We start from the raw sequence: 20,563 nt of genomic DNA on the forward strand, positions 1-20,563 counted from the left end.
GTTAGCCGCCGCCCCCGAAGGTGCGGCGGCAGGTCAGGTCAGACGTCGCCGAAGACGCGGGCGAAGATCGTGTCGACGTGCTTGGTGTGATAGCCGAGGTCGAATTTCTCCTCGATCTCGGCCGGGCTCAGCGCCGCGGTGACCTCGGGGTCGGCGAGCAGCTCGGTCTTGAAGTCGGCGCCGTGCTCCCAGACCTTCATCGCGTTGCGCTGCACCAGACGATAGGCGTCCTCGCGGCTGACACCGGCCTGGGTCAGCGCCAGAAGCACCCGCTGCGACATCACCAGGCCTTTGAACTTGTTGAGGTTCTTCAGCATGTTCTCGGGATAGATCACGAGGTTCTCGATCAGCCCCGCGAGCCGGTTCAGCGCGAAGTCGAGCGTCACCGTGGTGTCGGGGCCGATGCCGCGCTCGACCGAGCTGTGCGAGATGTCGCGCTCGTGCCAGAGCGCGACGTTCTCCATCGCCGGCACCACCGCCATGCGCACAAGGCGGGCAAGGCCGGTGAGGTTCTCGCTCAGCACCGGGTTGCGCTTGTGCGGCATCGCCGACGAGCCCTTCTGCCCCTTCGAGAAGAATTCCTCGGCCTCGAGCACCTCGGTGCGCTGCATGTGGCGGATCTCGATCGCGACGTTCTCGATCGAGGAGGCGATCACGCCGAGGGTGGCGAAGAACATCGCATGCCGGTCGCGCGGGATCACCTGGGTCGAGATCGGCTCGGGGCGCAGCCCCATCATCTTGCACACATGTTCCTCGACGCGCGGGTCGATGTTGGCGAAGGTGCCGACCGCGCCCGAGATCGCGCCGGTGGCCACTTCCGCGCGCGCCGCTGCGAGACGGGCCTTGTTGCGGTCCATCTCGGCGTAGAAGCGCGCGAAGGTCAGGCCCATGGTGGTGGGCTCGGCGTGGATGCCGTGGCTCCGCCCGATGCGGACGGTGTCCTTGTGCTCGAAGGCGCGCCTCTTCAGCGCGGCGAGGACGCGGTCCATGTCCTTGAGCAGGATGTCGGCGGCGCGCGTCAGCTGCACGTTCAGCGTGGTGTCGAGCACGTCCGAGGAGGTCATGCCCTGGTGCACGAAGCGCGCCTCGGTCGAGCCGATATGCTCGGCCAGATGGGTCAGGAAGGCGATCACGTCATGCTTGGTGACGGCTTCGATCTCGTCGATGCGGGCGACGTCGAACGCGACATCCTTCGCCTTCCAGACGGCGGCGGCGCTTTCCTTCGGGATCACGCCAAGCTCGGCCTGGGCGTCGCAGGCATGCGCCTCGATCTCGTACCAGATCTTGAACTTGGTGGCGGGCTCCCAGATGTCGACCATCTCTTTGCGGGAATAACGCGGGATCATGGCGGGCCTCTCGGTTGTGGCAGCGTTGCCGGGCTTCTAGACTGCGCGGCACCTTCGGGCAAGGCAAAGGGGCGGGAATGCGGCTGCGGCTGAGCGATTTTGCGGGGGACTGGACGCTCGCGCGCGAGATCGCGCAGCCGGGCGCGGGGACGGCGCGGTTCGAGGGGCGTGCGTGCTTCACCCCGCAGGGCGCGGGGCTCGCCTATCACGAGGCGGGCACACTCACCCTTCCGGGTGCGGCACCGATGCGGGCCGGGCGCGATTACCTCTGGCGCGAGGAGGGGGCGGAGATCGCCGTCTTCTTCTCCGACGGCCGGCCCTTTCACCGCTTCGACCCGGAGGTGCCGGCGGCGCAGCACTGGTGCGACCCCGATGACTACCGCGTGCGCTATGATTTCGCCGCCTGGCCCGACTGGCGCGCCGAGTGGCGGGTGAGGGGGCCGCGCAAGGACTATGTGATGCGCTCGCTCTACCGGCGCGGCTGAGGCGGGCAGGGCGGAAGGGGGGCGCTGCCCCCCGTCCTGCGGACTCCCCCCGGGATATTTGGAGCGATTGGAAGCGGGGGCCTGTCTGCGCCGACCCGCCGGGATTTCGCGGCCGCCCCCTGCTTCCAATTGCTGAAAATATCCTCGGGGGTGAGGCGCGGACGCGCCGAGGGGGCGGAAAGCCCCCTCTCTCCCGTTGCCACCCCTTGCGCGGCCGCAGATTCGGCGCTCCTCTGCCGTCATGAGCGAGATCCGTCAAAGCCGACTTCCCTTCGCCCCCTGGGCCGACGCGCGCACCCGCCGTCTGCCGGGGATCGTGCCGATCTCCCTGGCCGAGTGGCTCGAGGTCGATGACGCCTATGGGGCGCAGATGGCCGAGCGGGAGCGGCTGATTGCCAGCTGTCCCGAGGCCGTTCTGGCGCTTGCCCCCGAGGCGCAGGCGGCGGCGCGCGAGCTTTATGACCTGGTGCTCGATCTGCTGCCGGCGCTTGGCTTCGTGCCGGTCGCGGGCGGGCTGCGCCGGCCCGATGGCGTCGAGGTGGCGCTCGATCCCGCGGCGCCGCTCGCCACCCTTGGCCGGCTGGTGCAGGAAGATCTGTGCCTGATGCGCGAGGGGCCCGAGGGGCATGTGCTTGCCGGTGCCGTGCTGTGCTTTCCGGCCGGCTGGATGCTCGCCGAGAAATACGGCCGGCCGATGATGGGCATCCATCGCCCCGTCGCGAAATACACCGAGGATGTCGGCGCGCGGGTGCAGCGGCTGATGGACGGGGTGCAGCCGGGCCGGGTGCTGATGCGCGGCACCGCGCATCACTCGAACGCCGCCCTGCACAACCCGCGCCGCGAGGCGCAGGGCCGCGCCCCCGAGGGCGATCTGCCCTTCATCCGGGTCGAGCGTCAGGGCCTCGTGCGCCTGCCAAAGACCCGCTTCGTCGCCTTCTCGATCCACACCTATGTGGTCGAGCCCGCGGCCCTCAGCCCCGAACAGGCGGCGCTGCTGGCCGAGTTCCCGATCCGCGAGGCGGCCTGAGAGGCGCGACGTGACGCCCCGCGGGCCCATGCGCTCTTGTCTTGCGCGGCAATTCCTGCAACTCAGGGGGCAGGAAGACGACCGGGGGGATTGCATGACCGAGGGGCCGAGATGACGGAGCCGGTGACGGCATCCGCGCGGCGGGCACGGCTGCGCCACCTCGCGCCGGTGCTGGTCGGGCTTGGCCTTTTCGCGCTTGGCATCTGGGCGCTGCACCACCTGCTGCAGCCGATCCACGCCGCCGACATCATCGCGCAGATGCGCTCGATGCCGCTGCATGTGCTGGCGGTGGCGCTTGGCGCGACCACGCTCGGCTATTGCGCGCTGATCGGCTATGACTTCTGGGCGCTGAAATACCTCGAAAAGAAGCTGCCCCTGCGGGTGGTCGCCCTGGGCGGCTTCCTTGGCTATGCCTTCGGCAACACCATCGGCATCTCGGTGCTGTCGGGCGGCGCGGTCCGCTACCGGATCTATTCCGCCTTCGGGCTCAATGCCTTCGAGGTGGCGGGGCTGGCCTCCTATATCGCGATCGCGATGGGCACGGGGCTGAGCCTTGTGGGCGTCTTTGCGCTGGCGCTGCACCCTGCCGCACTGACCGGGCTGCTGCCGCTGTCGGAAACCACGATCCGCACGCTTGCGCTTCTGGGCGGCGGCGGCACGCTCGGGCTGCTTTACGCGCTTGCCTTCTCGGGCCGCTCGCTGCGCATCCGCAATTTCGAGCTGGCGATGCCGAGCCCGCGGATCCTGACCGGGCAGATGATCGTCGCGCTCTTCGATTCCGGCATGGCCTCGCTCACGCTTTACGTGCTGCTGCCCGAGGGCGCGCCCGATTACGTCACCTTCCTTGCAATCTATGCCACTGCCACCATGGTCGGCGTGATGAGCCATGTGCCGGGCGGCGTCGGCGTGTTCGAGACCGTGGTGATGGCGGCGATGCCGGCGGGCACGGCGGCGGGCGATGTCGCCGCGGCGCTGCTGCTGTTCCGCATCATCTACTATCTGCTGCCCTTCACCATCGCCTTCGTCATCGTCTCGCTGAACGAGGCGCGGCTTGCCGGCGGCTGGGCGGTGCGGCTGTTCGGCGAGATCTCCGAGCCGATGCGGCCGGCCTTCAACGCGCTTGCGGGCATCGTGCCCTGGCTGGTCGGGGCCTGGGCCTTCGGGCTTGGCGCCTACATGCTGGCCGTGGCGCTCAGCCCCTCGGTGCGGGCCTCGGCGGTCGACGACAACGATCTTGTCGGCGCGATCCTGCTCGAGGGCGGCACGCTCACCTCCTCGGTGATGGGGATCGTGCTGCTGATCCTGTCACACGGGCTGATCCGCCGGGTCTCGGGCGCGTTCTGGCTGACGCTTGCAGCGATCGCGGGCGGTGCCGTCGCCTCGCTGCTGAACGATTTCGACTATGAGAGCGCGGCGCTTCTTGCCCTTGGCGGCCTCGTCCTGCTGCCGTTCCGGCACGAGTTCTATCGCCGCGCGAAGATCACCGAGGGGGTGCTCGGCCCGGCCTGGTTCGGGCTGGTCGCCGCGGTGATCCTCGCCGCCGCGACCTTCTTCTTCTTCGTGCACGCGGCGACGCCCTATTCGCTCGACCTCTGGATCGACTTCGCCCGCTCGGCCAACACGCCGCGTTCGCTGCGGGCGGGGCTTGCGGCCTCGGCGGTGCTGTTCTTCTACACCGTTTTCCTGGCGCTGCAGCCGGTGCGCCGCCCGCGCGTCGAGCCCTGCGAAAGCGTGATCGACCATGCCGCGCGCATCGTTGCCGCGCAGGACGATCCGCAGGCCTGCCTCGCGCTCACCGGCGACAAGGAGCTGCGCTTCTCGGCTGACGGGCACGCCTTCATCATGTTTGGCCGGCGCCGCGCCGACTGGATCGCCTATGGCGACCCGGTCGGGGCCGAGGATGCGATCCCCGCGCTTGGCTGGGACTTCGTCGAGGAGGCGCAGAAGGCGAATTGCCGCCCGGTGTTCTATGAAATCTCCGAGCGGCACCTGCCGCTGATGATCGAGATGGGGCTGGCGCTGCACAAGGTCGGCGAGGAGGCGGTGGTGCACCTTGCCGGTTTTTCGCTTGCCGGCGCGAAGTTCAAGACCATGCGCGCGGCCTATAACAAGCGGCTGCGCGAGGGGCTTGTGATCGAGGTGCTGGCGCCGCCCCATGCGCCGGCGCTGATCGCGGAGCTGCGCACCGTCTCGGATGCCTGGCTCGGCGACAAGGTCGGGCGCGAGAAGGGCTTTTCCGTCGGCCGCTTCGATCCCGCCTGGCTCGACCGCACGCCCGTTGCCGTGGTGCGCCACGAGGGCCGGGTTCTGGCCTTTGCCAGCATCCTTGCCCCGGGCAGCGGCCGGCGCGTCGCCGTCGACCTGATGCGCTATCTGCCCGAGGAGGCCTCGGGGATGATCGAGTTCCTCTTCCTCGCGCTGATCGAGCATTACCGCGCCGCGGGGGCCGAGGAGTTCTCGCTTGGCATGGCGCCGCTTGCGGGGCTCTCCGACCGCCGCGCGGCGCGGTTGTGGCACCGCTTCGGCGCGCTGATGTTCCGTCACGGCGGCGCGTTCTACAACTTCGAGGGGCTGCGCGCCTTCAAGCAGAAGTTCCAGCCCGACTGGCGGCCGCGCTACATCGCGCTGCCGGTGGGCGTGTCACCGATGATGGCGATGGCCGATGTGGCGCTTCTGATCGCCGGCGGCCCGCGCGGGTTGATCGGCAAGTAGGGCGGGCGCGCCAGCGGCTCAGATCTCGTGCCCGGTGCGCAGCCGCCAGCGCATCTCGGCGGTGTCCGAGGCGATCATCGACGGGATCAGGAAGGCGTCGATCAGCCACCACAGCCCGACGAGGCCGAGCGGCAGATAGCCCACCAGCACCGGCGCCAGCAGCGTGCCAATGCCGAAGAGGGCGAGCATGAAAAGCCCCGAGACCCAGCGGCCGAGATAGAAGCGGTGTGCGCCGAAGAAGCCGAGGAAGAACCACAGCAGATAGGCCGCCGCCGCCGATTTGCGGTCATTGGCGATGCGCTGCTCGATCCAGAGATCGCGGTCTGTCATGTAAACCTCCGTAACATGTGGGGAGGATATGGGGAGGGGGCGGGCGCCGTGCAAGGCCGCGGCGGCTCAGCGCCCCGTTGTCGCGTAGACCGCCGTCCAGAATGTCGCCTTGCCGTCGGCGGCGATGGCATGGCCGATGCCGAAATCCTGCATCTGCGCGATGGTGATGTTGGCGCGATGCTTCGGCGAGAGCGCCCATTGCTCGAGCGTTCCGGACAGGGTGAACCGCCCCGGGGCGCCGGCGGCGATGTTTTCGGAAATCACCCGCGGCCGGTATCCTTCCTGCTTGGCGCGGGCGAGCGGCCCGGTCGTTCTCGAACCGGCATGGGTCATCAGGCCGCGGCGGGCCATGTCGCAGGCGTGCTTTTCCGCCACACGCTGAAGCACCGGGTTTGCGGTGAGCGGGGCAAGCCCGGCCTCGCGGCGCACGGCATTTGTCCGGGCCAGCGCGGCGCTGACCTCGGCTGTGCTGGTCGTCGGACAGGCCGCTGCCCCGGCCGCCGCAACGGCAAGATCGCCATGCCCGTCGGTCCAGATCACCTTGCCGGGCAGGGCGGGCGCCGCCGCGGCCGCGGGTGCCGGGGCGGGCGGGGCCGCGCAGCCCGCGACAAGCGCGAGGGCAAGGGCTGTGGTCAGGGACGGGCGCAGGGAGCGGGGCATGGGACGGGAACCTGTTGCAGACGGTGGGAGAGGTGAAGACCGCTGCCAGAGTGGCGCGGAGGCCTTAACGCGCAGATAAGATCGCTGTTTCGCAGGACGCGGAAAGGAAAAAGGCCCCGCAACTGCGGGGCCTTTCCGGTTCCTGAACCCGAAGATCAGGCCTTGGCGAGGTTGCGCAGCACGTAGTGCAGCACGCCGCCGTTCTTCAGATACTCGATCTCGACCTCGGTATCGATCCGGGCCTTGAGCTGGATCGTCTTCACCGAGCCGTCCTTGAAGGTGATGGTGCAGGGCACCAGCGACAGCGGCTTGATGTCGCCTTCGAGGCCCTCGATCGTCACCACCTCGTCGCCGGTCAGGCCAAGCGTCTTGCGGGTGTCGCCGCCGGTGAACTCGAACGGGATGACGCCCATGCCGATCAGGTTCGACCGGTGGATCCGCTCGAAGCTCTCCGCGATCACCGCCTTGACGCCGAGCAGGTTGGTGCCCTTCGCCGCCCAGTCACGCGACGAGCCCGCGCCGTATTCGATGCCGCCGAAGATGACGAGCGGGATGCCCGCCGCCTGATATTCCATCGAGGCGTCGAAGATCGTCGTCTGTTCGCCGTTCGGGCCCTTGGTGTAGCCGCCCTCGACGCCATCGAGCATCTCGTTCTTGATGCGGATGTTGGCGAAGGTGCCGCGCATCATGACTTCGTGGTTGCCGCGGCGCGAGCCGTAGCTGTTGAAGTCCTTCGGCGCGACGCCGCGCTCGGTCAGGTACTTGCCGGCCGGGGTGGTCGGCTTGAACGAGCCCGCGGGCGAGATGTGGTCGGTGGTGATCATGTCGCCCAGCACCGCGAGAACGCGCGCATTGGTGACGTTCGAGATCACGCCCGGTTCCTTGGACATGCCGCGGAAATAGGGCGGGTTCTGGATGTAGGTCGACTGCGGCGGCCAGTCGTAGGTTTCCCCCTCGGTGGTCTTCACGCCCTGCCAGTTGGCGTCGCCCTTGAACACGTCGGCGTATTTCGCAAGGAAGGCCTCGCGGGTCACGCATTTCTCGACGAGCTCGGCGATCTCCGCGTCGGTCGGCCAGATGTCCTTGAGATAGACCGGCTTGCCGTCCTTCGAGGTGGCGATCGGCTCGCTCGAGAGGTCGATGTTCATGTCGCCGGCGATCGCATAGGCGACCACGAGCGGCGGCGAGGCGAGGAAGTTCGCGCGCACGTCGGGCGAGATCCGGCCCTCGAAGTTGCGGTTGCCCGAGAGCACGGCCGCGGCGACGAGGTCGTTGTCGTTGATCGCCTTCGAGATCGCCGGATCGCCGAGCGGGCCCGAGTTGCCGATGCAGGTGGTGCAGCCGAAGCCGACGATGTTGAAGCCGAGCGCGTCAAGATCGTCCTGCAGGTTCGCGGCCTGCAGGTATTCCTGCACGACCTGCGACCCGGGGGCGAGCGAGGTCTTCACCCAGGGCTTCGCCTTGAGGCCGAGCGCGCGCGCCTTGCGGGCGACGAGACCAGCGCCGATCAGCACGTAGGGGTTCGAGGTGTTGGTGCACGACGTGATCGAGGCGATCACCACCGAGCCGTCACCGACCTTGTAATCCTTGCCCTCGACGGCGACCGACTTGCAGACGTTGACCGGCTTCGTCGCGGTGTCGCCTTCCGAGGCCATCGCCGCGGCCTCGGCCGAGACGTCGATGCCGCGATAGGAGGCGACGACCTTGGAGAAGGTCGATTTCGCGTCGGTCAGCGGCAGGTAGTCCTGCGGCCGCTTCGGACCCGAGATCGCCGGAACGATCGAGCCCATGTCGAGCTCGAGGGTCGAGGAGTAGACGGGTTCGTAATCCGCACCGCGCCAGAAGCCGTTTTCCTTCGCATAGGCCTCGACCAGGGCGATACGCTCTTCCGAGCGGCCGGTCTGCTTGAGGTAGCGCAGGGTTTCCGCGTCGATCGGGAAGAAGCCGCAGGTCGCACCGTATTCGGGCGCCATGTTGGCGATGGTGGCGCGCTGCGCGAGCGGCAGCTTGTCGAGGCCCGGGCCGTAGAATTCGACGAACTTGCCGACCACGCCGTGCTTGCGCAGCATCTGCACGACCTTCAGCACGAGGTCGGTGCCGGTGGTGCCTTCGACCATCGCGCCGGTCAGCTTGAAGCCGACGACTTCCGGGATCAGCATCGAGACGGGCTGGCCGAGCATCGCGGCCTCGGCCTCGATCCCGCCCACGCCCCAGCCAAGGACGGCCGCGCCGTTCACCATCGTGGTGTGGCTGTCGGTGCCGACGAGGGTGTCGGGGTAGGCCACGAGTTCGCCGTTCTGGTCGGTGTCGGTCCAGACGGTCTGCGCGAGGTATTCGAGGTTCACCTGGTGGCAGATGCCGGTGCCGGGCGGAACCACGCGGAAGTTCTCGAACGCGCCCTGGCCCCATTTCAGGAACTGGTAGCGCTCCATGTTGCGCTCGTATTCGAGCTCGACGTTGCGCTGGAAGGCGCGCGGGTTGCCGAACTCGTCGATCATCACCGAGTGGTCGATGACCAGATCGACGGGGACGAGCGGGTTGATCTTCTGCGCGTTGCCGCCCAGCCCCTTGATGCCGTCGCGCATCGCGGCGAGGTCGACCACGGCCGGAACGCCGGTGAAGTCCTGCATCAGCACGCGGGCCGGACGATAGGCGATTTCGCGCGGGTTCTTGCCGCCCATCTTCGCCCAGTCACCGAAGGCCTTGATGTCCTCGACCGAGACCGAGAAGCCGCCGTCCTCGAACCGCAGCAGGTTCTCGAGCACGACCTTCAGCGAAGCCGGGAGCTTCGAGAAGTCGCCGAGCCCCGCCTCTTGCGCGGCCGGGATCGAGTAATAGGAATAGGACGTTCCGCCGACGGCGAGCGTGCGGCGCGTCTTGGCAGTATCTTTGCCGGTGACGACGGTCATGGGGACTGGCCTCCCTTGCAGTGATCGGATTGAGATCAGGGTTTCGCTGCGGCCGTTCTGCCCCAACGGGGGGAGTCGATCAAGGGGGATGCGGCATTTTTGTATACCATTGCACACTGATTTTCGCCCCGCTCGCGGAAGAGTGCCGACAGCGGCCGCGGGCGTTCGCGCTATCAGTGGCAACTGGCCGGCTGACGCCGGGGAAATCGCAAAACCTTGATTGGCAAAGGCCATGCCCTCAGCTTAGGAAGAGACCTGCAAGGGAAAGGGGCGCCATGGCACTGGCACGCGCGATCATCGGCACCGCCGCCGGAGGCTGGCTGGCACTGACCTTCGCCGCGGTCTGCGGCGCCCAGGCCTTCGCGGATGGCGTGGATCTGGGGCATGGTCCCGGTCCGGGCGCCGGCCCGCTTGGCGGTTCTGCCGCGATGGTTCTTGCCGATGCCGGCACGGCAGCCGGAAACGGCGGCGGAAACGGGGCTGGCGGCGCGGCACCCGCTCCGGGCACGCTTTCCGGCCCGTCACTGATCGAGAATCTGAATCAGGCGCTCGAGAATGCGCTCGGGAAGGCCGGGGTCTCCGACGCGATGTCGCTGATGGCGCGCACCGCCGGCCCGGAGCCCGCGCGCGGCCCGGTGGTGGTCGAGCTCTTCACCTCGCAGGGCTGTTCGGCCTGCCCGCCGGCGGACGAGCTTCTGGCGAAGATCGCCGATCGTGCCGATGTGATCGCGCTGTCGCTGCACGTCGATTACTGGGATTACCTCGGCTGGGAGGACCCCTTCGCCCAGCCCGCCTTCACCGCCCGGCAAAAGGCCTATGCCCGCGCCGCACGCAGCCGCACCATCTTCACCCCGCAGATGATCGTCGAGGGCGAGCAGTCGCTCGTCGCGCCGAGCGAGGCCGAGCTCGAGCAGATGATCGCGCGCGAACACGAGGCCCCTGATGCGGTGGCGCTCAGTGTCTCGGGCACGAAGGGCAATTATCAGATCGAGCTGCGCGCCGATCCGCCGCTGACCCAGAATGCGGTGGTGCAGATCGTGCGCTTCGCGCCGCAGGCGCGGGTCGAGATCCTGCGCGGCGAGAATGCGGGGATGGTGCTCGATTACGCCAATGTCGTCACCGCCTGGCATGCCGTGGCCGACTGGGACGGGCGCACGCCGACCCGGCTCACCGCGAAGATCGACGGCGACGAGCCGGCGGTGGTGATCGTGCAAAGCGCGACGCCCGGCAAGTCGGCGCCGCTGCCGGGGCCGATCCTCGCTGCTGCCCGGCTGAACTGATCCCGCATCTCAGGCCGGTCTCGGGACGCGCCCGGTCAGGTCGTCTGCTCAGGCCTGCGGCGTTTTCGGCCTGCGGTCCTTCCAGCGCCGGTGCACCCAGAGCCATTGCTCCATATGGGCCCGGATCTGCCGTTCGAGCGCGTCGTTCAGCGCCTGCGTCATCGTCTCGGCATCGCTGTGCGGCACCGGCGCCTCGACCAGAATGCGGAAGCTCAGCCCGTCGGGCTGGCGGATCGCGTAGATCGGGATCAGGTCGGCCTTCAGCTTCAGCGCCAGTTCGGCCGCCGAGGTGGGGGTCTGCGCCGGACGTCCGAAGAAGGTCAGATGTGCGCCCTGGCGAAAGAACTGGTCGAAGCCGAAGGCCACCATGCCGCCCGAGCGCAGGAAGCGCAGCATCGCCTTCAGATCGTGGTCGCGGGCGAAAAGCGGCGTCGCGATGGCCGAGATCGCGCGCAGGTAATGGCGGTTGAACAGCGCATTGCCCATCGGCCGGTAGATCGCGCCGATGCGATAGCCGCGCCCGGCCAGCGCGCCGCGCCAGGCGTCGTAATTGCCGAAATGCCCGGCCGCGACGATCACCGGCCGGCCTTCGTCATGGGCGGCCTGCAGCGCCGCGGCGCCCGGGCCTTCAAGCGGCAGGTTGCGCACCCGGGCAAGGAATTCCTCGCCGGAATAGATCTCGGCGAGCGAGCGGCCGACATTGTCGGGCACCGCGCGCACCAGCCGCTCGACCTCGGCCTTCGGCAGCTCGGGGCAGGTCAGGGCAAGGTTCGCGCGGATCCGTCGGCGCCAGCCCGCGACCGGCGCCACCAGATGCGCCACCGCCCAGCCCATCATCGGCACCCGCCGTTCGTAGGGCAGGCTGCGCGCAAGCGCCATCAGGCCACGGAACACCGTGTCAGAGAGGCGGTCGGTCAGGCTGGGGTGCGGGTCTTCGGTCATCGGTCACTCTGCGGACTTGCGTTCGCGATACCAGACATAGAGACCCGCCCCGACGATCACAAGCGCACCGGCCACCGTCCAGACGTCGGGCAGCTGGCCGAAGAAGAGAAAGCCCCACAGGCTGGCGAAGATCAGGCTGAAATAGCCGAAGGGCGCGAGGGTCGAGGCCTCGCTCAGGCTGAAGGCGCGCACGACAAGCGCCTGACCGGCACTGCCGAGCACGCCAAGCGCCAGGAAGATCGGGAAATCGGCGATCGCCACTTCCTTCCAGACGAAGGGCAGGGCGATCGAGCTGAGCACGGTGCCGACCAGCGCCGACCAGATCAGCGAGGTGGCGAGCGGGTCGGTGCGCACGACGCGGGTGAGCAGGTTGCCCGCGGCATAGCTGAAGGCCGAGGCGAAGGCGAGGGCGGCGGCGGGCTCGAAGGCGCCGACGCCCGGGCGCAGGATCACCAGCGCGCCGAGGAAGGCGATGACGATGCCGGCAATCCGGCGCGGCCCGATCCGCTCGCCCAGAAACAGCGCCGCGCCGAGCGTGATCAGGATCGGGTTGATGTCGAAGAGCGCGTCGGCCTCGGCCAGACCGATGTGGCGGATGGCGACGAAGAAGAGCACGATGGTGATGACCTGCATCACCCCGCGGGCCGCCTGCGCCAGCGGCTGGCGGGTGCGCAGGCGCGGCAGGAACGAGCCGCGATAGACCAGCGCCACCAGCGCGAGGTTGATCGCGAAGCGCGCCCAGATCAGCTGCGCCGGGTGGTAGCGGGTGACGAGATACTTCGCCACCGCGTCCATCAGCGTGAAGGTCGCGAGCGAGCCGAGCAGGAACAGCACGCCGAGCCCCGCGGCACGCCGCCGGGCTGCTGCCGTGGGGTCAACGGCAGAGGGGGCCGCTTGCGGCCCCCCCGGTTCATTCTGGATCTGGGTCGGGCTCAAAGCAGGCTTTTCACTTTTTCGGCCACCGCTTCGGCGGTGATGCCGAATTCCTGATAAAGCCGGTCGGCCGGGGCCGAGGCGCCAAAGCCGGTCATGCCGACGAAGCCCGCCTTCTTCTCGGCGCCGCGCTCGCCCATCAGCCAGCGGTCCCAGGGCTGACGCACCGCCGCCTCGACGGCGACGCGCACCGCGCCCGGCGGCAGGATCTTGCGCCGGTAGGCCTCGTCCTGCGCCGCGAACAGCTCCATGCAGGGCATCGACACGACACGGGTGCCGATCGCCTGCGCCTGCAGGATCTCGCGCGCCTTCAGCGCGATCTCGACTTCCGAGCCGGTCGCCATCAGGATCGCCTGCCGCTTGCCCGCCGCTTCCTCGAGCACATAGGCGCCCTTCGCGGTCAGGTTGGCGCCCGAATGCTTGGTGCGCAGGGTGGGCAGGTTCTGCCGGCTCAGCGCCAGCACCGAGGGGGTCTTCTCCGAGCTCAGCGCCAGTTCCCAGGCCTCGGCCGTCTCGATCACGTCGGCGGGGCGGAAGGTCCAGGTGTTCGGCGTGGCACGGCAGATCGCCAGATGCTCGACCGGCTGGTGCGTCGGGCCATCTTCGCCAAGCCCGATGCTGTCATGCGTCATCACATAGACCGCGGGCACCCCCATCAGCGCCGACAGGCGCATCGCGCCGCGGGCGTAGTCGGTGAAGCAGAAGAAGGTGCCGCCATAGGGGCGCACGCCACCGTGCAGGTAGAGCCCGTTCATCGCCGCCGCCATGCCATGTTCGCGGATGCCGTAGCGGATGTAGCGGCCCTTGCGGTTGTCGGGCATGAAATCGCCCAGGCCGGGGGTCAGCGTCAGGTTCGAGCCGGTGAGGTCGGCCGAACCGCCGATGGTTTCCGGGATCACCGGGTTCACCGCGGCCAGCACCATTTCCGAGGCCTTGCGGGTCGCGACCTTGGGCGCGGCTTCCGACTGCGCCTTCTTGAAGGCGCGGATCGCCGAGGCCAGCTTCTTCGACACGCCGCGGCTCATCTGCCGTTCGAACTCGGCCTTCTTCGCCGGCGAGAGCGCATTCAGACGCTCTTCCCACTCGGCGCGGGCGGTGGCGCCCTTCGACCCGATCGCTTCCCATTCGGCCTTGATCTCGGCCGGGATCTCGAACGGGCCATAGGGCCAGCCGTAGATCTCCTTGGTCGCGGCCAGTTCCTTGTCGCCGAGCGGCGAGCCGTGCACCGAATAGCTGTCCGACTTGGTCGGCGCGCCGAAGCCGATGATCGTCTTGCAGTCGACGAGCACCGGGCGCCTGGCCTTCTTCGCCTCGGTCAGCGCGCGGTCGATGTCGGCCGGGTCATGGCCGTCGCAGGCAAGCACCTGCCAGCCCGAGGCCTCGAAGCGCTTGTGCTGGTCGGTGATGTCCGACACCGTCACGCGGCCGTCGATGGTGATGTTGTTGTTGTCCCAAAGGACGATCAGGTTGTCGAGCTCCTGCTTGCCGGCAAGGCCGATCGCCTCCTGGCTGATGCCCTCCATCAGGCAGCCGTCCCCGACGATCACCCAGATCTTGTGATCGACGACCTTGCGCCCGAAGCGCGCCGCCATCGACTTCTCGGCAATCGCCATGCCGACCGCGGTCGAGATCCCCTGGCCGAGCGGGCCGGTGGTGGTCTCGACGCCCTCGAGATGGCCGTATTCCGGGTGCCCCGCCATGCGCGAGCCCCATTGCCGGAACGACTTCACCTGCTCGAGCGTCGCCTGCTCATAGCCGGTGAGGTACAGCAGCGCATAAAGCAGCATCGAGGCATGGCCGGCCGACAGCACGAAGCGGTCGCGGTCCGCCCAGCCCGGCGCCTTCGCGTCGAACTTCAGGTGGTTGCGGTAGAGCACCGTCGCGACATCGGCGAGGCCCATCGGCGCGCCGGGGTGTCCCGAATTCGCGGCCTGCACCGCATCCATGGCGAGAGCGCGGATCGCGGTCGCAAGTTTCCAGTGGTCGGGGTGAGTGGCACGGAGCGTGGCGATGTCCAAGAGCCTCTCCTTTCGATGCGATGTTGGCGTTAACTTGCGCCCCTGATAGCAGGGATCGGGGCAAGTTCAAGCGCAAGCCCCAAGTGCTTGATGCAAAAGGGTGGGCTGGCCCCGGTCCAGAGGATAGACTGGGCCGCGCGGCGGCGCAGGCGGCGATTCGCCGTGCCGCGTCGTTGCCGCCCAGTTGCTGCCCAGGGGAACAGATGACCGAGATCGCCGAATACGAACGCCGGATCTCCTTCGCGCTCGACCGGATCGGGCGCGGGGTCGAGGCCCTGCTGGCGCGGCCGGTGGCAGAGCCGCCGGCGCCCGAACCCGAACCCGAACCCGAACCCGAGTCCGATGTCGGGACCGAGGCGGCCGCTGCGCTGCCGGTTGCCGAGCCCGTCGCGGAAGCCCCGGCGGCCGCGGTGCCCGCCGGCGCCGATCCGGCCGAGCTTGCCCGCCTGCACGAGGCGCTCGACAGCGAGCGGGAGGCGAATGCCCAGCTCTCCGAGCGCGTGCGCGCGATCCGTGAAAAGCAGGAAACCACGCTCTCGGCGATGGAGAAACGCCTCGCCACGGCGACGAAGGCGCTCGAGACCGCACAGTCCGAGGTGAACCGGCTCAAGCGCGCGAACCTCGATCTGGCCGAGGCGAACCAGGCGCTGATCGAGGCCGGCAACGACCCGGCACCGCATCTGATCAACCGCGCGATGCAGGCCGAGCTCGAGGCGCTGCGCGCCGCACGGGCCGGGGAGGCGGCGGAACTGGCCGAGATCCTCGGCACGCTCGCACCGCTCTTCGCGACATCGGCCGAAGAGGCGCAACCGGGGGAGGGCGAAGATGCCTGAGCTGAAGATCACCATTGGCGAGCGCGACTTCGCCGTCGCCTGCGCCCAGGGCGAGGAACATTTCCTGCAGGCCGCGTCGGCGCTTCTCGATGCCGAGGCGGCGGTGCTGCTCGGCCAGATCGGGCGGATGCCCGAGACGCGGATGCTGCTGATGGCGGGGCTGATGGTGGCAGACAAGGCCGCCGGCACCGGCGACCGGCTGCGCCGGCTGCAGGCCGAGCTCGAGGCCGCACAGGGCCAGATCGCCGCCCTCGAGGCGGCGCTCGCCGAGGCCCGGGCGCATCCGGTCGAGGTCGAGGTGCCGGTGGTCCCGCACGAGGTCTTCGACACCCTCGCCGAGATTGCGGCACGGGCCGAGGCGATGGCCGACGCGATCGAGGAGAACGCCTGATGCGCCTTGTTGCAGCCGCTCTCCTGCTCGCCGCCCCGGCGGCCGCGCAGGACCTGGAGACCCTGCCGATGCACTATGGCTGCGACCGCGGCGCGCGGATCGAGGCGGTCTATGTGAACGGCGGCATGCCGGCGCTTGCGATCCTGACGCTCGAGGGGCGGATGGTCGTGCTCTCCAACGTGCCCTCGGGCTCGGGGGCCTTCTATGCCGAGGCGCCGGAGGGCCGGGCGGGCTATTTCTGGCGCACGAAGGGCGAGGAGGCCACGCTGAGCTGGCGCGCGGCCGACGGGGCGGAAACCGATCTGCTCGACGGCTGCACGGCACTGGCGAAGGACTGAGCGCCGCGATTGAAGACGGGGCGATCCCCGGTCTTCCAATTGCCTCAAATATCCCGGGGGTGAACTGGCCGGAGGCCAGGAGGGGGCAGCGCCCCCTCGCGACCGCGGAACTGAAGCGGCCTTACTCGGCCGCCTCCTGCGTCTTCATCTCGAAACCCTTCTCGATCTGGTCCGAGGGCACCACCGGATATTCACCCGAGAAGCAGGCGTCGCAATATTGCGGGCAGGCGTTGTTGCGGCCATTGGCCTCGCCGGCGGCGCGGTAAAGCCCGTCGAGCGAGATGAACTTCAGGCTGTCGACGCCGATCCAGTCGCGCATCTCGTCCTCGGTCATCTTCGCGGCGAGCAGCTTGTTGCGGTCCGGCGTGTCGACGCCATAGAAGCACGGCCAGGCGGTCGGCGGCGAGGCGATGCGGAAATGCACCTCGGCCGCGCCCGCGTCGAGGATCATCTCCTTGATCTTGCGCGAGGTGGTGCCGCGCACGACCGAGTCGTCGACGAGGATCACCCGCTTGCCCTTCACCAGCGACTTGTTCACGTTCAGCTTCAGCCGCACGCCCATGTTGCGGATCTGCTCGGTCGGCTCGATGAAGGTGCGGCCCATGTACTGGTTGCGGGTGATGCCAAGGGCGAAGGGGATGCCCGATTCCTGGCTGAAGCCGATCGCCGCGGGCGTGCCCGAATCCGGCACCGGGCAGACGAGATCGGCCTCGACCGGGGCCTCGCGGGCCAGCTCCACCCCGATCTGGCGCCGCGTCTCATAGACCGAGCGGCCGCCGATGATGCTGTCGGGGCGCGAGAAATAGACATGTTCGAAGATGCAGAACCGCGGCGACGCCTGATGGAACGGGCGTGCGCTCTCGATCTTGCCGTCCTGGATCACCACCATCTCGCCCGGCTCGATCTCGCGCACGAAATGCGCGCCGATGATGTCGAGGCCGCAGGTTTCGGACGACAGCACATAGCCGTTGTCACCGATCCGGCCGAGCACCAGCGGCCGCACGCCGAGCGGGTCGCGCACGCCAATGAGCTTGGTGCGGGTCATCGCGACGACCGAGAAGGCGCCCTCGCAGCGGCGCAGCGCGTCGGCGATGCGGTCGGCATGGGTCTTCTGGAACGAGCGCGCCATCAGATGGATGATGCATTCGCTGTCCGAGCCCGACTGGAAGATCGCGCCATGCTCGATCAGCTCGCGGCGCAGCGCCTCGGCATTGGTCAGGTTGCCGTTGTGCGCGATTGCCGCGCCGCCCATCGAAAACTCGCCGAAGAAGGGCTGGATGTCGCGGATCACCGCGGCCTTCTTGCCGGCGGTCGAATAGCGCACATGGCCGATGGCGAGGGGACCGGGCAGGGTCTCCATCAGCGAGGCCTTGGTGAAGTTGTCGCGCACATAGCCGAAGCGGTGCGCCGAGTTGAAGCCCTTCTCGGGATCATGGGCGACGATGCCGCCCGCCTCCTGGCCGCGGTGCTGCAGCGCGTGCAGGCCAAGGGCGACGAAATTCGCCGCATCGGTCACACCGATCACGCCGAAGACGCCGCATTCCTCCTTCAGCTTGTCGTCGTCGAACGGATGCGACAGGAAATGCGGTTCCGGTTGGGTCATGGGGGGTCTCCGACTCCGGCTTGCGATGGGGGCTTGCGCGGCGACATGTAATGCGAAACGGGAGGGGTGTTAAGCCCTCCCGCTGCGAATTCCGTCATCAGCGCGTCACGTTTGCGACGTTTCAGTTCGCCGTTGCCGCCGGAGCGGTCTCGGTGGTGCTCGGCGCCGCCGCGGGCGCGGGGCATTTCGACACCAGCTGCTCATAGCGCGCCACGATCCAGCCCGGCGCATCCGAGGGCATGGTCTCGTCGAGATTGCCGCTGAGCTGGGCAAAGACCTTGGCCGAGCGCGAGGCGTCGACGACCGGGATCGCCTCCTCGGCGACGACGCGGTCGTAGACGACGAAGGCCACCGCCACCAGCACCACGCCGCGCAGGACGCCGAAGAGGAAGCCGAGCGCCTGGTCGAGCCCGCCGATCGCCGAACGCTGCACCACCGAGGCGAAGAGCGGGGTGATGATCGAGAACACGACGAGGGCGAGCGCGAAGACCGCGGCAAAGCCGCCGATCGTCGCAAGTTCGCAGCTGTCGCCGAGGAACTTGTTGATCACCGGCAGCTGCGCGATCAGCGGCCGCGCCGCATCGGCGAACATATAGGCCACGACCGCGGCGGCGATCCAGCCGACGATCGCCAGCCCCTCGCGCACGAAGCCCCGGCTGTAGGCGAGGATCGCCGACAGGATGATGACGACCGCCACGATGGCGTCAACGATGGTAAAACCTTCCATGGTCCCCACATTTGCCTGCAGCGCCTCAGCCGGCGCCGAACATGTCCCCGACGAATGTCACGAGGTCGGGCAGCTTGCGCAACCGCATCCCCGCGCCGCCCTCGACCTTGGTCCCCTGCGGCAGGATTGCCTGTGTGAAACCAAGTTTCTCCGCCTCTTTCAACCTGTTTTCCACCTGACCCACCGGGCGCAGCGCCGCCGAAAGAGAGATTTCGCCGAAAATCACCAGGTCTGGCGGCAATGCCACATCTTCGCGCGCGGAAAGCAGCGCCGCGGCCAGCGCAAGGTCGGCGGCAGGCTCGCTCACCTTCATCCCGCCCGCGACGTTCAGGAACACGTCGAGCCCGGTGAAGGGAATGCCGCAGCGGCTTTCGAGCACCGCAAGGATGGTCGAGACGCGCCCCGAATCAAGCCCCACCACCGTGCGCCGCGGGCTTGCGAGCGAGGAGGGGGCGACGAGCGCCTGGATCTCGGTCAGCACCGGACGCGTGCCCTCGATGCCGGCAAAGACCGCCGAGCCCGGCGCGGGCTGGCCGCGCTCGGACAGAAACAGCGCCGAGGGGTTGGCGACCTCGGCCAGCCCGCCGCCGGTCATCTCGAAGACGCCGATCTCCGAGGCCGGGCCGAAGCGGTTCTTCACCGCGCGCAGGATGCGGAACTGATGGCCGCGCTCGCCCTCGAAATAAAGGACCGTGTCGACCATGTGCTCGACCACGCGGGGGCCGGCGATCTGGCCCTCCTTGGTGACATGGCCGACGAGGATCACCGAGACGCCGCGGGTCTTGGCGAAGGTGACCAGCTCATGCGCGGCCGAACGCACCTGGCTGACCGAGCCGGGCGCCGCCTCGACCGTGTCGGCCCACATCGTCTGGATCGAATCGATGATCACGAGGTCGGGCCGCTCGGCCTCGAGCGTGGTCAGGATGTCGCGCAGGTTGGTCTCGGCGCCCAGATCGACCGGGGCCTCCGCAAGACCCAGCCGCTGCGCCCGCATCCGCACCTGCGCCGCCGCTTCTTCGCCAGAGATGTAAAGGCATTTCAGCCCCTTGCGGGCGAATGCCGCGACCGCCTGCAACAGCAGCGTCGATTTCCCGATGCCCGGATCGCCGCCCACGAGGATCGCCGAGGCGGGCACGAGCCCGCCGCCGAGCACCCGGTCGAACTCGGCCATGCCGCTCAGCGTGCGCGGCGGCGGCGCCTCTTCGGTCGCGAGCGTGCTCAGCGCGATGCGCCGCCCCTTCGTGCCGCCAAGCGTGCGCGAAGCGGGGCCCGCGGACAGCGGCGCCTCCTCGGCGATGGTGTTCCACGCGCCGCAGGCCTCGCAGCGGCCGGCCCATTTCTTGTGGACGGCGCCGCAGGCGGTGCAGGTGAACTGGGGGGATGCCTTGGCCATGCCCCCTTGTGCCAGAGGGGCGCGCCGGCGGCAAGGCGGGGAAGGGGGCGCCGCCCCCTCGCGGCCAGGGCCGCTCACCCCCGAGGTCTTTCGGGCAAGGAGAAAGCAGGGGACAGGCTTCCAATTGCTGCAAATATCCCGGGGGTGAGGGCGAAGCCCGAGGGGGCAGCGCCCCCTCCGCCCGCTCAGCCGCGCGGCGGCGGAACATGCGAGAGTGCGAGCGAGGCGAGGACGCAGCCGGTGAGCAGGTAAAGCCCCCAGCCGGTCTCGATCCGGCCGACGCCCACCCCCTTCGCCACCACGATATAGAGCGCGACCAGGAAGATGTCGGCCATCGCCAGCCGGCCGAGCGCGTGCAGCGGCCCGAGCCAGCGCTGCGGCGCAAGGCCGGCATCGACGGCGGCGCGGCCCGCGACCTTGGCGAGCGGCGCGACAATGGCAAAGACGGCAACGAGTGCCGCCAGCAGCGGATCGGTCCTGACAAGCGTGGCAAGCCCCGAGACGACCGAAATCTCGTCAAGACCGAAGACGGGCAGCAGCCCGGCGCGTAGAAGCGGCGCGCTCCAGGCGACGGGAAAGAGGATCAGCAGCGACAGGTTCGCGAGCCGGGCAAGCCGGGCGGGGGCGCGCATGCCG

18 protein-coding genes are annotated in these 20,563 nt (G+C 68.7%); 7 read left to right on the plus strand and 11 right to left on the minus strand.

What is annotated here, in order from left to right; translation table 11 throughout:
- Positions 1-38: 38 nt before the first annotated feature.
- Positions 39-1,346: an adenylosuccinate lyase gene (purB, locus tag EOW66_RS04635; protein ID WP_128155198.1), complete on the minus strand. Its 1,308-nt coding sequence runs from the start codon at positions 1,344-1,346 to the stop codon at positions 39-41.
- A 77-nt stretch (positions 1,347-1,423) separates the two neighbouring features.
- Here purB and EOW66_RS04640 point away from each other — a divergent pair, with 77 nt between their 5' ends.
- The 3 genes from EOW66_RS04640 (at position 1,424) to mprF (ending at position 5,570) form a co-directional block, all read left to right on the plus strand.
- The gene (locus EOW66_RS04640; protein WP_128155200.1) at positions 1,424-1,831 is read left to right on the plus strand and encodes a DUF6314 family protein; all 408 of its coding nucleotides are present in this window, start codon (positions 1,424-1,426) and stop codon (positions 1,829-1,831) included.
- A 241-nt stretch (positions 1,832-2,072) separates the two neighbouring features.
- Positions 2,073-2,858: a heme-dependent oxidative N-demethylase family protein gene (locus EOW66_RS04645; protein WP_128155202.1), complete on the plus strand. Its 786-nt coding sequence runs from the start codon at positions 2,073-2,075 to the stop codon at positions 2,856-2,858.
- Between the two features lie 111 nt (positions 2,859-2,969).
- Positions 2,970-5,570 carry a bifunctional lysylphosphatidylglycerol flippase/synthetase MprF gene (gene mprF / locus EOW66_RS04650; protein WP_128155203.1) on the plus strand — a complete coding sequence of 867 codons (2,601 nt, stop codon included), beginning with the start codon at positions 2,970-2,972 and terminating at the stop codon, positions 5,568-5,570.
- A gap of 18 nt (positions 5,571-5,588) precedes the next feature.
- On the opposite strand, the gene EOW66_RS04655 is transcribed toward mprF, so the two are convergent.
- The 3 genes from EOW66_RS04655 to acnA form a co-directional block, all read right to left on the minus strand.
- Positions 5,589-5,900 carry a TM2 domain-containing protein gene (locus EOW66_RS04655; protein ID WP_128155205.1) on the minus strand — a complete coding sequence of 104 codons (312 nt, stop codon included), beginning with the start codon at positions 5,898-5,900 and terminating at the stop codon, positions 5,589-5,591.
- Positions 5,901-5,966: 66 nt separating this feature from the next.
- Positions 5,967-6,560, minus strand: coding sequence for a CAP domain-containing protein (locus EOW66_RS04660; protein WP_128155207.1), 594 nt, complete (start codon positions 6,558-6,560; stop codon positions 5,967-5,969).
- Between the two features lie 155 nt (positions 6,561-6,715).
- Entirely contained in the window at positions 6,716-9,469 is a 2,754-nt protein-coding gene (acnA, locus tag EOW66_RS04665; RefSeq protein ID WP_128155209.1) for an aconitate hydratase AcnA, read from the minus strand.
- A 275-nt stretch (positions 9,470-9,744) separates the two neighbouring features.
- Here acnA and EOW66_RS04670 point away from each other — a divergent pair, with 275 nt between their 5' ends.
- Entirely contained in the window at positions 9,745-10,749 is a 1,005-nt protein-coding gene (locus EOW66_RS04670) for a DUF1223 domain-containing protein (RefSeq protein WP_239017494.1), read from the plus strand.
- Positions 10,750-10,797: 48 nt separating this feature from the next.
- Here the strand turns inward: EOW66_RS04670 and EOW66_RS04675 are convergent, their stop codons facing one another.
- The 3 genes from EOW66_RS04675 to tkt form a co-directional block, all read right to left on the minus strand.
- Positions 10,798-11,691 (minus strand): lysophospholipid acyltransferase family protein, encoded by an 894-nt coding sequence (locus EOW66_RS04675; RefSeq protein ID WP_128155211.1) that lies wholly within the window; start codon positions 11,689-11,691, stop codon positions 10,798-10,800.
- Between the two features lie 3 nt (positions 11,692-11,694).
- Entirely contained in the window at positions 11,695-12,525 is an 831-nt protein-coding gene (locus EOW66_RS04680; RefSeq protein ID WP_239017495.1) for a DMT family transporter, read from the minus strand.
- Between the two features lie 98 nt (positions 12,526-12,623).
- Positions 12,624-14,642 carry a transketolase gene (tkt, locus tag EOW66_RS04685; protein ID WP_128155214.1) on the minus strand — a complete coding sequence of 673 codons (2,019 nt, stop codon included), beginning with the start codon at positions 14,640-14,642 and terminating at the stop codon, positions 12,624-12,626.
- 203 nt (positions 14,643-14,845) lie between these two features.
- Between tkt and EOW66_RS04690 the strand changes: the two genes are divergently transcribed.
- The 3 genes from EOW66_RS04690 to EOW66_RS04700 are packed head-to-tail and all read left to right on the plus strand — an operon-like array spanning position 14,846 to position 16,204.
- Entirely contained in the window at positions 14,846-15,475 is a 630-nt protein-coding gene (locus EOW66_RS04690) for a hypothetical protein (RefSeq protein ID WP_128155216.1), read from the plus strand.
- Complete coding sequence (locus EOW66_RS04695; protein ID WP_113899388.1) at positions 15,468-15,866, plus strand: cell division protein ZapA; 399 nt, start codon at positions 15,468-15,470, stop codon at positions 15,864-15,866. Before EOW66_RS04690 ends, EOW66_RS04695 begins: the two co-directional genes overlap by 8 nt.
- A complete protein-coding gene (locus tag EOW66_RS04700; protein ID WP_128155218.1) occupies positions 15,866-16,204 on the plus strand; it encodes an MliC family protein in 339 nt (112 codons plus the stop codon). Before EOW66_RS04695 ends, EOW66_RS04700 begins: the two co-directional genes overlap by 1 nt.
- Before the next feature lie 121 nt (positions 16,205-16,325).
- Here the strand turns inward: EOW66_RS04700 and purF are convergent, their stop codons facing one another.
- The 4 genes from purF to EOW66_RS04720 form a co-directional block, all read right to left on the minus strand.
- The gene (gene purF, locus EOW66_RS04705) at positions 16,326-17,807 is read right to left on the minus strand and encodes an amidophosphoribosyltransferase (RefSeq protein ID WP_128155220.1); all 1,482 of its coding nucleotides are present in this window, start codon (positions 17,805-17,807) and stop codon (positions 16,326-16,328) included.
- A gap of 121 nt (positions 17,808-17,928) precedes the next feature.
- A complete protein-coding gene (locus tag EOW66_RS04710) occupies positions 17,929-18,534 on the minus strand; it encodes a CvpA family protein (protein WP_128155222.1) in 606 nt (201 codons plus the stop codon).
- Positions 18,535-18,559: 25 nt separating this feature from the next.
- Entirely contained in the window at positions 18,560-19,927 is a 1,368-nt protein-coding gene (gene radA / locus EOW66_RS04715) for a DNA repair protein RadA (protein ID WP_128155224.1), read from the minus strand.
- A gap of 185 nt (positions 19,928-20,112) precedes the next feature.
- Positions 20,113-20,559 (minus strand): paraquat-inducible protein A, encoded by a 447-nt coding sequence (locus EOW66_RS04720; protein ID WP_128155454.1) that lies wholly within the window; start codon positions 20,557-20,559, stop codon positions 20,113-20,115.
- Positions 20,560-20,563: the final 4 nt, after the last annotated feature.

Source organism: Paenirhodobacter huangdaonensis (genome assembly GCF_004022465.1).
GTDB classification, from domain to species: Bacteria; Pseudomonadota; Alphaproteobacteria; order Rhodobacterales; family Rhodobacteraceae; genus Rhodobacter; species Rhodobacter huangdaonensis.

Excerpts from the sequence above, each read along its gene's own strand:
- acnA (WP_128155209.1), bottom strand. The coding sequence starts at position 9,469 with ATGACCGTCGTCACCGGCAAAGATACTGCCAAGACGCGCCGCACGCTC.
- EOW66_RS04655 (WP_128155205.1), bottom strand. The coding sequence starts at position 5,900 with ATGACAGACCGCGATCTCTGGATCGAGCAGCGCATCGCCAATGACCGC.
- EOW66_RS04690 (WP_128155216.1), top strand. The coding sequence starts at position 14,846 with ATGACCGAGATCGCCGAATACGAACGCCGGATCTCCTTCGCGCTCGAC.
- radA (WP_128155224.1), bottom strand. The coding sequence starts at position 19,927 with ATGGCCAAGGCATCCCCCCAGTTCACCTGCACCGCCTGCGGCGCCGTC.
- EOW66_RS04720 (WP_128155454.1), bottom strand. The coding sequence starts at position 20,559 with ATGCGCGCCCCCGCCCGGCTTGCCCGGCTCGCGAACCTGTCGCTGCTG.
- purF (WP_128155220.1), bottom strand. The coding sequence starts at position 17,807 with ATGACCCAACCGGAACCGCATTTCCTGTCGCATCCGTTCGACGACGAC.
- EOW66_RS04700 (WP_128155218.1), top strand. The coding sequence starts at position 15,866 with ATGCGCCTTGTTGCAGCCGCTCTCCTGCTCGCCGCCCCGGCGGCCGCG.
- EOW66_RS04660 (WP_128155207.1), bottom strand. The coding sequence starts at position 6,560 with ATGCCCCGCTCCCTGCGCCCGTCCCTGACCACAGCCCTTGCCCTCGCG.
- EOW66_RS04710 (WP_128155222.1), bottom strand. The coding sequence starts at position 18,534 with ATGGAAGGTTTTACCATCGTTGACGCCATCGTGGCGGTCGTCATCATC.
- EOW66_RS04645 (WP_128155202.1), top strand. The coding sequence starts at position 2,073 with ATGAGCGAGATCCGTCAAAGCCGACTTCCCTTCGCCCCCTGGGCCGAC.
- mprF (WP_128155203.1), top strand. The coding sequence starts at position 2,970 with ATGACGGAGCCGGTGACGGCATCCGCGCGGCGGGCACGGCTGCGCCAC.
- EOW66_RS04695 (WP_113899388.1), top strand. The coding sequence starts at position 15,468 with ATGCCTGAGCTGAAGATCACCATTGGCGAGCGCGACTTCGCCGTCGCC.
- EOW66_RS04640 (WP_128155200.1), top strand. The coding sequence starts at position 1,424 with ATGCGGCTGCGGCTGAGCGATTTTGCGGGGGACTGGACGCTCGCGCGC.
- EOW66_RS04675 (WP_128155211.1), bottom strand. The coding sequence starts at position 11,691 with ATGACCGAAGACCCGCACCCCAGCCTGACCGACCGCCTCTCTGACACG.
- EOW66_RS04670 (WP_239017494.1), top strand. The coding sequence starts at position 9,745 with ATGGCACTGGCACGCGCGATCATCGGCACCGCCGCCGGAGGCTGGCTG.
- purB (WP_128155198.1), bottom strand. The coding sequence starts at position 1,346 with ATGATCCCGCGTTATTCCCGCAAAGAGATGGTCGACATCTGGGAGCCC.